This window comes from Desulfonatronospira thiodismutans ASO3-1 (assembly GCF_000174435.1).
In the GTDB taxonomy this organism is placed as follows: Bacteria; Desulfobacterota; Desulfovibrionia; order Desulfovibrionales; family Desulfonatronovibrionaceae; genus Desulfonatronospira; species Desulfonatronospira thiodismutans.
Genome location: NZ_ACJN02000004.1, coordinates 81492 through 94557, shown reverse-complemented (window position 1 = coordinate 94557; position 13066 = coordinate 81492). Strand labels below are relative to the sequence as shown.

Annotated in this window: 12 protein-coding genes; 2 read left to right on the top strand and 10 right to left on the bottom strand. The window is 51.4% G+C overall.

The window, feature by feature from the left end:
- Positions 1-16: 16 nt before the first annotated feature.
- Positions 17-775 (top strand): ABC transporter ATP-binding protein, encoded by a 759-nt coding sequence (locus DTHIO_RS17575; RefSeq protein WP_008871592.1) that lies wholly within the window; start codon positions 17-19, stop codon positions 773-775.
- Entirely contained in the window at positions 763-1944 is a 1182-nt protein-coding gene (locus tag DTHIO_RS17570) for a SufB/SufD family protein (RefSeq protein ID WP_008871591.1), read from the top strand. The genes DTHIO_RS17575 and DTHIO_RS17570 overlap by 13 nt, the downstream gene beginning before the upstream one ends.
- A 259-nt stretch (positions 1945-2203) precedes the next feature.
- Here DTHIO_RS17570 and secF read toward each other — a convergent pair whose 3' ends face one another.
- The 10 genes from secF to DTHIO_RS17515 form a co-directional block, all read right to left on the bottom strand.
- The gene (gene secF, locus DTHIO_RS17565; protein ID WP_008871590.1) at positions 2204-3319 is read right to left on the bottom strand and encodes a protein translocase subunit SecF; all 1116 of its coding nucleotides are present in this window, start codon (positions 3317-3319) and stop codon (positions 2204-2206) included.
- Positions 3320-3339: 20 nt separating this feature from the next.
- Positions 3340-4944 carry a protein translocase subunit SecD gene (secD, locus tag DTHIO_RS17560; protein WP_008871589.1) on the bottom strand — a complete coding sequence of 535 codons (1605 nt, stop codon included), beginning with the start codon at positions 4942-4944 and terminating at the stop codon, positions 3340-3342.
- 279 nt (positions 4945-5223) lie between these two features.
- Positions 5224-5562, bottom strand: coding sequence for a preprotein translocase subunit YajC (gene yajC, locus DTHIO_RS17555; protein WP_008871588.1), 339 nt, complete (start codon positions 5560-5562; stop codon positions 5224-5226).
- A 498-nt stretch (positions 5563-6060) separates the two neighbouring features.
- Positions 6061-7473, bottom strand: a complete 1413-nt coding sequence (locus DTHIO_RS17550; protein WP_008871587.1) for a M48 family metalloprotease — start codon at positions 7471-7473, stop codon at positions 6061-6063.
- Positions 7474-7543: 70 nt separating this feature from the next.
- Positions 7544-8791, bottom strand: a complete 1248-nt coding sequence (gene rho, locus DTHIO_RS17545; protein ID WP_008871586.1) for a transcription termination factor Rho — start codon at positions 8789-8791, stop codon at positions 7544-7546.
- 873 nt (positions 8792-9664) lie between these two features.
- Positions 9665-10198 (bottom strand): CarD family transcriptional regulator, encoded by a 534-nt coding sequence (locus DTHIO_RS17535; protein WP_008871585.1) that lies wholly within the window; start codon positions 10196-10198, stop codon positions 9665-9667.
- Between the two features lie 10 nt (positions 10199-10208).
- The gene (locus tag DTHIO_RS17530; protein WP_008871584.1) at positions 10209-10409 is read right to left on the bottom strand and encodes a hypothetical protein; all 201 of its coding nucleotides are present in this window, start codon (positions 10407-10409) and stop codon (positions 10209-10211) included.
- 16 nt (positions 10410-10425) lie between these two features.
- Positions 10426-11076, bottom strand: a complete 651-nt coding sequence (gene pth / locus DTHIO_RS17525) for an aminoacyl-tRNA hydrolase (RefSeq protein WP_008871583.1) — start codon at positions 11074-11076, stop codon at positions 10426-10428.
- A 309-nt stretch (positions 11077-11385) separates the two neighbouring features.
- On the bottom strand, positions 11386-12036 hold the full coding sequence (locus tag DTHIO_RS17520) for a 50S ribosomal protein L25 (protein WP_008871582.1): 651 nt from the start codon (positions 12034-12036) through the stop codon (positions 11386-11388).
- 82 nt (positions 12037-12118) lie between these two features.
- Complete coding sequence (locus DTHIO_RS17515) at positions 12119-13066, bottom strand: ribose-phosphate diphosphokinase (protein WP_008871581.1); 948 nt, start codon at positions 13064-13066, stop codon at positions 12119-12121.

Below are 13066 nucleotides of genomic sequence, written 5' to 3'. Positions count from 1 at the left end.
ACACTAAGGAGTGGTCATGCTTACCATTGAAGATCTGTTCGTCAAGGTCGGGGGCAGGGAGATCCTCAAGGGGATAAACCTGCAGATAAGCGATGGAGAGAACTTTATACTTTTCGGTCCCAACGGGTCCGGCAAGACCTCCCTGCTTATGACTCTCATGGGTTTTGACGGCTATGAAATCGTGAAAGGCAGAATTTACTACAATGACCAGGATATCACCCACATGCCTGCTTATGATCGTGCAAGACTGGGTATCGGCATGTCCTTTCAGCGTCCTCCCACGATTCACGGACTCAAGACCAGGGATATGGTCAAGCTGTGTGCCGGGGGCAGGGAGGTTGACGTGGACGAAATGGCCAAGGAGGTCAATTTTACAGAGCTTCTTGACAGGGATATCAATGCAGGATTTTCAGGGGGGGAGATAAAAAGGTCGGAGCTCTTGCAGCTCATGGCTCAGGATCCCGGGCTGGTCCTTTTTGACGAGCCGGAGTCAGGTGTTGATCTGGAAAACATGAACCTTATCGGCAAGGTCATAAGAGGGATTCTGGACGGTCCTCTTGAGCCCAGAAACGGTATTTCCATGAAAGAGCTCAAATCCAGACATCAGACATCCGGGCTGATTATAACCCATACCGGATACATACTGGATTACATCAATGCGGACAGGGGGCAGGTGCTTTACGAAGGAAAGCTGTGCTGCACTGCAAGGCCCAGAGATATTCTGGATCATATCAGCAAATACGGATATAAGGAGTGTGTAAGATGTCTCAACTAAACGAAAGTGAAACACCCCGGGTGGATCTGGGCAGGTACAGTTTTGACCAGCAGGAACAGCCGGCCCTCAAAGATCTGCGGCAGCTGAGCGAAGCAGACCGTAAACAGCTGCTCATGGCCGGCGTGGATACTTCAGAGGCCCAGAGAAGCGGCTCATATCTGCATGTCAACCATTCCAAGGTGCATTGCAGTTCATGCCAGAAAGGTGTTGAGATCCTGGATATAAAGGAGGCTCTGGACAAGTATGACGGCCTGCCTGAGTATTACTGGCAGGCCGTGGACAAGGATAAGGACGAGTTTACCCGGGCCGCCGCGGAAAAGGTGCACGGAGGTTACTTCATCAGGACTGAAAAGGGGGCCAAAATAACAGATCCGGTCCAGTCCTGCCTTTTCATTAAGGGTGAGAATGTGGGCCAGAATGTACACAATATAATTATTGTGGAAGAAGACTCGGAACTGCATGTCATAACAGGCTGCACCACTTCGGCAGATGTGACCTCGGCCCTGCACCTGGGCATCTCCGAGATCTATATCAAGAAGGGCGGCAAGCTCACCTTTACCATGGTGCACAACTGGGGCAGCGAGGTCATGGTCCGGCCCCGCACCGTGGCCATAGTCCAGGAAGACGGGGTTTTCGCCAGCAATTATATACTGCTGCGCCCGGTGAGGTCTGTACAGTCCTTTCCAGCGGTGTTTCTAAACGGAGAAAGGGCCGTGGCCAGCTTTAACTCCATTCTCGTAGCCCCAAAAGGATCCTATATTGATTCCGGCAACAAGATAGTGCTCAATGCCCCCGATACCAGGGGAGAGATAATATCCAGAACCATCACCACCGGAGGGACCATAATCGCTCCCGGGATCATAGAGGGCAATACCGCCCCTGCCAAGGGTCACCTGGAATGCAAGGGCCTTGTTTTGTCTGAGGGTATTATTCACGCCATTCCAGAATTAAAGGCCACGGTTCCAGGTGTAGAGCTCTCCCATGAGGCAGCCGTGGGCAAGATTGCCCAGGAAGAAATCGAGTATCTCATGGCCCGGGGGCTGGACGAGGAGCAGGCGACTTCAACCATTGTACGCGGTTTCATGAATGTGGATATCATGGGTCTGCCGGCGGAGCTGCAGGCCAGCATAGAGGAAATAATCGACGAGACAGAAAAGGATATGTTTTAAATATTGATTGATAGATTGAGGGATTTGATATTGAGGGATTCAGGGATTAAAGAATTGACGGCTCAGCACTGCAGAGGCAGGAAAGAGCAGCAAATACTTTCTTAAAAAAAGGCTCCGGGAACTAAAAAATTCCGGAGCCTTTTGGATTAGAGCGTGTGAACCTGGGCCTTATCTAACCCTTTAATCCATAATTCACAATCTTTGAATTCCTCAATCCCTCAATTCCTGAATCCCAGAATCCCAATCCATAATTCTTGAATCATCTGCCTTTTTTCTGAGCCCGCATATCCATCCTGGCCTTGACGTCAATTACTTCTTCCTTTTCGTCCTCTCCCGGGATTTCCGGTCTCAGTTTCAGGAGAATGGAACTGGCCACGAATACAGAAGAGAATGTTCCCACCAGAACACCTACCAGCAGGGCAAAGGCAAAATCGTGGATTATGCCCCCGCCCAGGATGAGCAGGGACAGAATTACCATAAGTGTAGTTCCGGAGGTGACAATGGTCCGGCTCAGGGTCTGGTTCAGGCTTGTATTGATGGTCTGAGTCAAAGACTCGCTTATTTTCTTGCGCATGTTTTCCCGGATGCGGTCATAAATGACAATGGTATCGTTCAGGGAATAGCCGATAATGGTCAGCAGGGCGGCCACTATGCTCAGGTCGAATTCCTTGTTTAGAAGCGAGAAAATTCCCACAGTAATGAGTACGTCATGTATCAGGGCCAGTACCGCCCCCAGGGCAAAGCTCAGCTTTAAATACCATGTGAACATGATTGATATCAAAAGGGCGGCCAGGATGAGAAAGACCAGGGGGGCCCCCAGGATTTTCAGCAGATACACCCCAAGTCCCAGGCCTGCAGCCATGAACCCGGCAATAAACCACTTGTGCTCAAAGCGACCGGATATATAAATGGATATGAGCAGTACGGCAAAGAAAAGAGCCTGCAGCGCATTTTCCCGGAGCTCCTCGCCCACCCTGGGACCGACCATTTCCAGCCTCTGAAAAGTGAACTCGTCCTCCTGAAATTCTGCCTGCAGGGCCTGGCGTGTCTGCTCCCGTACATCACTGGTGGTCAAGCCCTCGGCTGAACTGCGCACCAGGTATTCATTGTCTCCGCGGTCCCCGAATGTCTGCAGGGACATGCCCGGGAGCTGGGCCTCCTGCAACAGGGATTCGAGCTTGCCCATTTCCACTTCTGATTCAAACTGGATCTGGAGAATCACCCCGCCTGCAAAGTCTATGCCGTATCTCGGCCCCCCTTTGACCAGAAGCGAAGCAAGTCCCAGAAACAAAAGGACCAAAGATATTGTCAGGGCAATCTTTCTTTTGCCCATGAAGTCAAAGCTGGTATCCGGTCTGATTATCTGAAAACCCATTATGGTTCTGCCTTGAAGGGTTAGATGTTAAGTGCTGTCTGTGGTTTGCGGCTGGCGATCCAGATATCGAAGATCACCCTGGATACAAATATGGCCGTAAACATTGAGGCCAGTATCCCCAGGGTCAGGGTCACGGCAAATCCACGGACCGGCCCGGTGCCGAACTGGTAAAGGATCATGGCGGCGATGACTGTGGTCACATTGGCGTCCAGAATGGTCAGAGTGGCCCGGTTGTAACCCTCCTGCACAGCTGCCCTGGGAGACAGCCCCCGCCTTAGCTCCTCCCTTATGCGCTCAAATATGAGCACATTGGCGTCTACAGCAATGCCTATGGTCAGGATTATGCCGGCTATTCCCGGCAGGGTCAGGGTGGCCCCGAATCCGGCAAGACCGGCAAGTATGAGGATTATATTCAAAGCCAGGACTGTATTGGCCACAACACCGGCGAAGCCGTAGTAAAAGATTATAAAGGCCACCACTAAGGCGCCTCCGATGAGGGCTGAGTTGACCCCGCGCTCAATGGATTCCTGGCCCAGAGAAGGCCCCACTGTTCTTTCTTCCATGATATGCACCGGAGCAGGCAGCGCCCCTGCCCTCAAGACGACAGAGAGGTCATGGGCCTCCTGCACGGTGAACTGGCCGGTGATGCTTGCTCTGCCGCCTGAAATTCTCTCCTGGATAACCGGAGTGGAATATACTTCTCCGTCCAGGACTATGGCCAGCCTTTCCTGGATGTTCTCCCCGGTGATCCTTTCAAATATGCTGGCCCCCCGGGAGTCGAAGGTCAAAGAGACGTAAGGGTTGTTGCGCTCGTCAAAGGCTGTGTGGGCGTTGGTGATATGTTCCCCGCTCATGAGGGTGTCGTCCTTGAGCACAATGGGCTGCTTGCTCTCAGTGTCGTCGGGGCCTTCTGTCACCTGGTAGTAAAGCCTGCTTCCAGGCGGAACAACACCGTCTTCCTCTGCCCTGCGCACATCAGCATCCTCGTCAACCAGCTTGAACTCCAGGTGGGCGGTCTGGCCGACGATTTCTATGGCCCTGTCGGGATCATCCATGCCGGGAAGCTGGACCTGAACACGGTTTTCCTCCTGCTTCCGGATATCCGGTTCGGCCAGGCCGAACTGGTCGATGCGGTTGCGGATGGTTTTCACCGCCTGGTCCATGGTCATTTCATGCATCTCGTCTTTGAGTTCCGGGACATAATCCATGATGTAGCGTATCCTGTCGTCCTCAAGGGCCTCTGTATCCACTATCTGCAGGTTGGGATGCCTGTCCGAGAGCAGTTGCTCCAGCTCTCCCTGCTGCTCACTGCGAAGCAGGGTGAACTCCAGCTTTGTATCCTCGTTCACCGAGGGCCTTAGAACATGGATCTGATTTTCTCTGGCATCGTCACGGATATCGAGTCCGGCCTGGGAAAGAGATCTTTCCATGGCTTTTTCGACCTCAACGTTGAGCAGGAGATGGATTCCGCCCTGCAGGTCCAGGCCCAGGTTCAGCTGCCTGTCCGGAAGGTACTCACCGATCCTGGAATCCTTAACCTTAGAAAAAGTGGGCAGAAAAAAAGCCAGGCTGACGAGCAGCACCAGTAGTATGATGGGGATTTTCCAACGCAGGTTGGCCTTCATTAGTAAATGTCCTGAAGTTAGTTTTTTTGTTGTAACTATTCACCATGGCAATGCTTTTGTCAGGTCCGGGATCGGGATGGGAAACGAAACGTCTAAGGGGCACTTCCCGCATGACCTGGCCATTCGTTTTCCATTTCAACCCTCTTCCGAACTGCAGGCTCTCCGAGCCGGAAGCCGATGCCGAACCCGACTCCCAATTTTTAGAATAAGAGTAGACGCAGGGTATGCTGAATAGTTGCTTTTTGTTCTCAGCAGACCAGGCCCTCCAACGGTCCCGGTCTACTCTCTTTTGACTGCGTCCTGGTTCGGATCTGCCAGTCCGGCAATATAATTGCGGTTGGCCTTTATTGTGGTTTTGTCGCCAACCTCCAGGGTGAGCACATCGTTTTGAATGTCCGAGATGCGCGCATACACTCCCCCATTGGTGAGAACGTTGTCCCCCCTTTTGAGGTTGGCCAAGACATTGCGGTGTTCCTTGGCCTTTTTCTGCTGAGGACGGATCAGCAGAAAATAGAAAATGGCAAACATTAGTATAAGTGGTACAAAGGCTGCCAGGGGGTTGCCTGCCCCGCCTTCCGGGTCGGCCCCCATGGCAAAGATCATGGTTTCCAATAACATGTGTCTCCTCCTGAGTATGAGTTACTGTTGTTTAAGGGAAAAATTCTCACAGCCTGACTATGCAACCGGTGCAGCAGCTTAAAGTTGGCGAACGTAGCCTAAAAAGCCGTAATTGTCTATGGTTGTAAACGAAGGTACTGCGGTCGATGAGTTTACAGGCAGACAGTTGGAAGCAGACTGTAAGCCGGTTTTGGCAAAATAGTATCTGTTTAACGCTTTGCATGTGGCATGGAAACTGGCTCTCCCCGCACTTATTTTTAAAATTCCGTCAAACATCCTTCAGAAAAATAAGTGCGGGGGTGCCTGTCCGCTGCTTTCCTTAAAAGCGCTGACATGATTGAGCTGGTAAACCGACGGCAAAGAGAACTATTATTCTGCAGTAAGCTTTCAGGATCAAGAGGGTGTAACTGCAAGAAATCACAGAATTATATAAAAAATAAGCCCTGTTTGCTGGTCAGTCAACTGCTTAATTATTCTGTACTTTGTATTCAAAAAACCTCATGAGGTTTTTTTCCAGAACTGCACCCTCTGTTCATAAGCTTTTTCCAGTTCCTTGACCTTTTTCTCCTGTTCCGCGGTTTGGGCCGCCGCCCTGACCCTGTCCATATGAAAGTCTGCACGGCTCCTCTGGTTGTTGTAAATATGAGCATAGGCCATGTGGGTGTGGGCCATAAAATTGTCACCCTGCTCCCCGTAAGTGCGGGCCATGAATTCATGGACCCTGGAGTTTTCCGGCATTTTTTTCAGAGTTTCCCGGAAGTAGCTTATGGCTGTGTCAGTGTCGCCTTTCTCCGCCAGGACCCTGGCATAAAAAAGCAAGGCAAGGCTGTCGTCGGGATTGAGCATTGCCGCTTTCTGCAAAAGCTCTCCCGCCTTGTCCAGGCGGTCGTACTGAAAGTAAAACCGGCCGGCTTCCCTGAGAAAAAGGGGATCCTGGTCGCTTATGGACAGAAGTTTTTCAAAATTCTGCTCGGCATCCCGCACCCGGTTCATACGGCTGTTGGCTATGCCCATGCCCAGGTTGGCCAGGCATTCATGCTCTGATTGCTTGCGGAAGTGTTCCAGGGCCTTGGATGGGTCATCGTGCCTGGCCCGCAGCAGGGTCTGGACCCTGTAGAGCCTGGTGTTGTCGTCCTCGCGTTTTAGAAGTTCGTCATCAAGGCGCTCAATTCGGTTCCTGAGATAGCTGATGCGCTCATCAACGCCGGGATGGGTGCTCATGTAGGAGGGGATGTCTCCCCCGGAGAAGAACTGCAGACGCCTGATTTTCTGCATGGCGGAAACCATGCCCTTGGGATTGTAGCCGGCCTCGATAAGGTAGTTCATACCTACATGGTCAGCCTCGCGCTCGTCTTCCCGGGAATAACTTAGAAAGGCGCTTTGCGCCCCGGCCATGGAGCCCACCGCCATGGTTTCACCGGCTTCAGCGCCCACAAGTGCCCCGGCCAGTATGCCCAGCAGGGCGCCGGCGCTTATTTTCTGGGAACGTTCAATATTCCGGGCCACATGCCTCTGGGTAATATGGCCCAGTTCGTGGCTCATGATGGAGGCCAGTTCGGATTCGGTCTCCATTCTGGTGATCATGCCTGAAAAAAGTACCATATATCCGGCTACAGTGGCCATGGCATTGAGAGATCTGTCTTCAACCACGTCCACCTGCAACGGAAAAGGCTGGGGAGGCGCTGCTTTTTCCAGGCGGGAGGCAATGTCCTGAATGTAGCTGGTTATTTCCGGATCCTGGACCACATGGTAGTTGCTGCGGATAAGACTGTGTACCTTTGTCCCCAGTTCAGCCTCATCAGTGATGGTGAACTCGCTGAAAATAAAGGCTTTGGCCTGCGTAGCAGGTACCATCAAAGCCAGGATCAGAAAAAAACAAACAAAGGTCTTCAGGCGTTTTAGGGTCTGCATGGATTGTTCTTCTGCCCGGTCCCCAGGGCAGGACCGCGGTTTTTTCAGGGCACACGGCCCTGAGTGATGCCTACTTGTTCATCATGTCCAAAAACTCCCTGTTGCTTTTGGTTCCTTTCATCTTATCAAGCAGAAATTCCATGCTGTCAACACTGTTCATGGGGGCGAGCACTTTTCTCAGGATCCAGACCTTGTTGAGTACGTCCTCGGACAGAAGCAGGTCCTCCTTGCGAGTGCCTGAGCGGTTGATGTCTATGGCCGGGAATACCCTCTTGTCGGCCAGATGGCGGTCCAGGTATATCTCCATGTTGCCGGTGCCCTTGAATTCTTCGAAAATGACCTCGTCCATGCGTGAACCGGTGTCGATGAGGGCGGTGGCGATAATGGTCAGGCTGCCTCCTTCTTCGATGTTTCTGGCGGCTCCGAAAAACCTCTTGGGTCTTTGAAGGGCGTTGGAGTCCAGTCCGCCTGAAAGAACCCGGCCCGAGGAAGGGGTGATGGTGTTGTAGGCCCGGCCGAGCCTGGTTATGCTGTCCAGGAGAATTACCACGTCTTTTTTCCTCTCCACCAGTCTTTTGGCTTTTTCCAGGACCATTTCCGCCACCTGCACGTGCCTCTGCGGAGGTTCGTCAAAAGTGGAGCTGACCACCTCCGCATCGACAGTCCTTTCCATATCCGTTACTTCTTCGGGGCGCTCGTCTATGAGCAGGACAATCATGAAAACGTCCGGGTCGTTGGCATTGATTGAGTTGGCAATGGACTGCAGAAGCACTGTCTTTCCGGTACGCGGCGGAGCAACAATCAGTCCTCTTTGACCAGTGCCCACAGGGCTTAAAAGGTCCAGGACCCGGGAAGAAAGGTTTTCCGCACCGTTTTCCAGGACAAAGCGCTTGTCGGGGTAAATAGGGGTGAGGTTGTCAAACAGCACCAGGCTCTTGGATTCGGAAGGTTCTCCAAAGCCGACCTGGTTGACCCGAAGAAGGGCGAAGTAGCGCTCGCCTTCTTTTGGGGGACGGATCTGTCCGGAAACAACGTCTCCGGTGCGCAGCCCGAATTTGCGTATCTGGGATGGTGATACATAGATATCATCAGGCCCGGGCATATAGCTGTACATGGGTGAGCGCAGAAAGCCGAAGCCGTCAGGCAGAATTTCCAGAACGCCTTCGCCCGAAACTGTACCGTTTTGAGAGGCGCAGGACTGCAGAATGGCAAAAATAAGTTCCTGTTTGCGCATTCCGCTGGGATTTTCAATTTCGTACTCCTTGGACAGCTGCATCAGTTCTTTCATGGATTTGGTTTTAAGGTCCGATAGGTTCATGAACATCTTCTCCTGAAAAGATAATTAATAAGTAAAAAAGATAAAATAAATGAATCAATGTAACAGGTTAGCCATTTTCATGTAGCATGGGTGCTGTCCAGAACTTATTTTTCCATATCCAACAAGTAAAATTGTTCATCAGAAAAATAAGTGCGGAAAAGTCCCCTGCTTTCATTAAAAAAGGATAAACTGTTACGAAACAATGAACTTTATAGTCCGGCATGAACTCGCATTGCAGTGAAATCTAGCGCTGCGGATGCATGTTTTGCCGAATATGTTTGTTGATAATTCTGACACGCTTATAAAATTTATAGTAAGGGTATCAGGACATCCTGGTCTGGATGGATAAAAAGGGCAGAATAATAAAGATCAATGGTGCGCATGCATGGCCTGAAAAAGGGTATATTGGGCGGCAGCTGCACTTAACACGTAACAAATGTAAAAAAGAGATGTATACATCCTGCAGCAGGTTGTGACAGGATTCTACTTGCTGGATGCCGGCCGGTAAAATGCTTGATACAACGTTATTCAACGATTATCAACACAAAAATACAACTGGAAATGGCTGGCAGTGACCTGGTTCCGTGCATTTATTGTTTTCAATAAAATTAAGTACTTGTTTATAAAAAATAATTGTGGTGTGCCTGTCCTGAAGGCTGAAAAAGCGGCCTCTTCGGGGCAAAAGAGACTGCCCACGGAATACACGGAATTTCACGGAAGATGCGTTGCTTCGAAACTCTTTAAAAACTTCCTTGCCTTTCCGTGCCTGCCCCGTGTATTCTTCTTTAATACACTGGGGTGTTCCGTGGGCAAAACCTCCTGGCTTTCTTTGAAAATGAAACAACACGTTGGTTTGAAATTTGTGCAAAGAGCCTAAATATCTTCCTGGTCATCATGTTCTTGGACTTCCGGACTCAGGATGTCTGCAAAAAGAGCCTCCACCCTGGACTTGGCCTCTTCCTGGTCTATGCTCAGGGCATAAGACAGCTCCATGGATATGAGCCCCATGGCCTGCTCCATCAATCTGCGCTCTCCAAAAGACAACTCTTTGTCCCTGCTGATGAGAAACAGCTCCTTAAGAACATAGGCGACATCCTGCAGGTCTTTGCTCTTGAGTTTGTCTGAATATTCCCGGTAACGCCTGTTCCAGTTCTGCCCGGAGTAGCCGGTGAAATCCGAGCGATCCTCCAGGAAGGATAGAATTTCCTGTCCCTGGCCCTTGCCGCTGACAGGTCTTAGACCCACGTTGTCAGCATTGTTTACCGGGACCATCAAGGTGACGTTGTTGCTGAGAATGCGTACTATGTACAGTACCGCCTTGGCTCCGCCCAGGTCCTGTTCTTCAATCTTTTCAACCCTTCCCACGCCCTGCGCGGGATAGACAACCAGTTCGCCAACTGAAAACACTTTAGGCCTCCTAAACCTGATTCGGTTCCATGCGATGCCTTGTATCTCCCGTAGCCGGATAATGATCCGGGCGGTAAAACAGGTCGCAGCCGGCAGGTCCATATTTTGGAATGAACAGGGGATTGGAAGTGGAACCCAGAGGTTCACGGCTGTAAAAGCCTCTTCTTCGCCTGTTGGAGTAATTGTAGCTCAAAGGGTTTAAATAGTCCATGAGTGATTTCAAATTTTTAAATATTGTGTGCCTGGTCGCCTCCAGGAGAATTTATGTGCTGAAGGGCAGGCTGTTTCCCGTGTGTGAATAAAAGGCGTAAGGCGGCTACGGATCTGTCCAGAGAGTCTTTCAGGTCATTCTGCTCTTCCGGAGTAAACTTCTGCAGCACATATTCAGAAAGAGAAATCTGGTCTTCAGGGCGACCAACGCCTATCCTCAGCCTGGCAAAATCCCTGGATCCAAGATGATCTGCTATGGAACGCAGGCCATTGTGTCCTGCAAGACCGCCGCCGAATTTGAGCTTGACCCTGCCCAGAGGGAGATCCACTTCATCATGCACAACCAGAATACTCTCCGCCAGGATGTTCAGCCGGTCCGCCACACGGGCCACGGCTTTTCCGCTTCGGTTCATGTAGGTCATGGGCTTGAGCAGATACCTTGCAGCCGGGTCCTCAGGCATGGTCCACTCCCAAAGGGTGAACTCATTTTTTTCATCAAGACAGCGGACATGCTCCCCTGGCTCCCACCGGGCAGAATCCATAGCGTGATCCAGGACCAGAAAGCCCATGTTGTGCCTGGTATTTCTGTAGCGGTTGCCAGGGTTGCCAAGCCCGGCTATCAGCCTTGGCCCGGTTATCCGGCCTGCTGGATTGTTCAGGTTGGGCATTGCGGTTTTAAAATCTCTTAGACCTTTCCCCAGGGTTCGATCTGCAGCAAACAGGTTTTTTACTCCCTGGACTGTACCCCTTTGAAGGGCGGTCCAGGGAGAGCACTTTTGCTTTGAAGCTTTGTTAGAAACACTTCAGAATGGAAGCCCCCGGTCAAGTCAAAGCCTAGCCCTGCAGGTGCTGCAGAACGTACATGAATATGCAGGTCTTGAAATGGTATATGCTGGTGTTTTTTTGGCTTGCCCTGCAAAAATGGCCGGGAAAATATCAGCAGGGCTCCCAGGGACAGGCTCGTCAGCTGGCCGGCTCTATTCTTCTGCAGCCTCTTCTTCAGAAGCCTCCCGGGCACCTTCTTCTTCCGAACCTTCTTCAGCCTCAGCCTCGGGTTCTTCCTGCATGGGCGGAACCAGACCGACAACGGCAAAGTTTTCCTCAAAGGTGACCTTGGCTCCGGCGGGCATTTTCAGGTCTTCAATGTAAATATTGTCCCCGATGTCCAGCTTTGAGACATCAATGGTCACCTGGGAGGGGATGTTGGCCGGAAGACAGGTCAGGTCCAGTGTCTGCCGGAATATGCGCATGATTCCGCCGTCTTCCGCCCCCTTGGGAGTGCCTTTGACCTCCACCGGTACGGCAATAGTGACTTCCTTGGTCAGGTCCACACCGTAGAAATCAACATGCATGTATACTTTCTTGTAGGGATGGCGGTCTATGGACCAGATGAGGCATGGCTTCCTGTGAGTCTCTCCGCTGTGGGTATATTCCAGTTCCACAACATTAGTGGTGCCCACCTGGTTCCAGGCCTTGTAGAAGGGGCCGTTTCTAACCTTCAAAGGCAGAGTCTCGCCGGAAGAGTCATAATAGACTCCGGGTACATAGTCGTTTTTGCGCAGTTTCCGGGCTGCAGATTTGCCTTTTTCGTTACGTACTTCGACTTTAAGATTGTAAAGTTCGGACATTTTTATTTTGCTCCTTGATGCAGATCCGGCCGTTTTTGCCTGCCGGTAAATTTTTAATTTGTAAGTGTTTAACGTCCGGTTATTAATGCGAAAAAAGAACGCTGACAGAAGACTCTGTGTGAATGTTGTGGATGGCCTTGGCTAAAAGGCTGGCCACGGAAATCACCTGGAACTTCCCGCTGGCCCTGGCTTTTTCGCTCAGGGGTATTGTGTCAGTGACCACTATTTCGGAAAAGTGGGACTGTTCCATCCTCTCGATGGCCGGTCCGGACAGTACCGGATGGGTGGCACAGGCAAGCACTTTGCTGGCTCCTTTTTCAGACAGCACCTTGGAGGCCTCCATCATGGTGCCCCCGGTGTCGATCATGTCGTCCAGGACTATGGCCACTTTGTCTTTGACATCGCCTATGACCCGCATGGCCTGGGCCGTATTGGGAGTGTCGCGGCGCTTGTCGATTATAGCCAGTTCCGCACCGATTCTCTTGGCGTAAGCCCTGGCTCTCTCTGTACCTCCTGCGTCGGGGGAGACCACAACAGCCTGATCCCCGAACTGCTTCAGGTAGGTCAAAAGTACTTCAGCAGCAAAAAGATTGTCCACCGGGATATTGAAAAAAGCCTGAATCTGCCCTGCGTGCAGGTCTATAGTCAAAATGCGGTTTACGCCGGAAACGGAGATGAAGTCGGCAACCAGTTTGGCGCTTATGGGAACCCTGGGGACGACCTTGCGGTCCTGACGGGCATATCCGTAATAGGGTATCACTGCAGTAACCCGGCCAACACTGGCCCTTTTGAGGGCGTCCAGCATGAGACAGAGCTCAAGAATATTGTGATTGACAGGGGCACATGTGGGTTGAACCACGAAAACGTCATCACCCCTGACATTGTCTCCGATTTCGACCCTGCTTTCTCCGTCGCTGAAAGTGCAGACCAGGGTAGGACTAAGCGTCATTCCCAGGTGGTCACATATTCCTCTGGCGAGTTCAGGGTTGGCGTTGCCGGTTATTATTTTCAGTTCCCTGTGTCCAGGCAT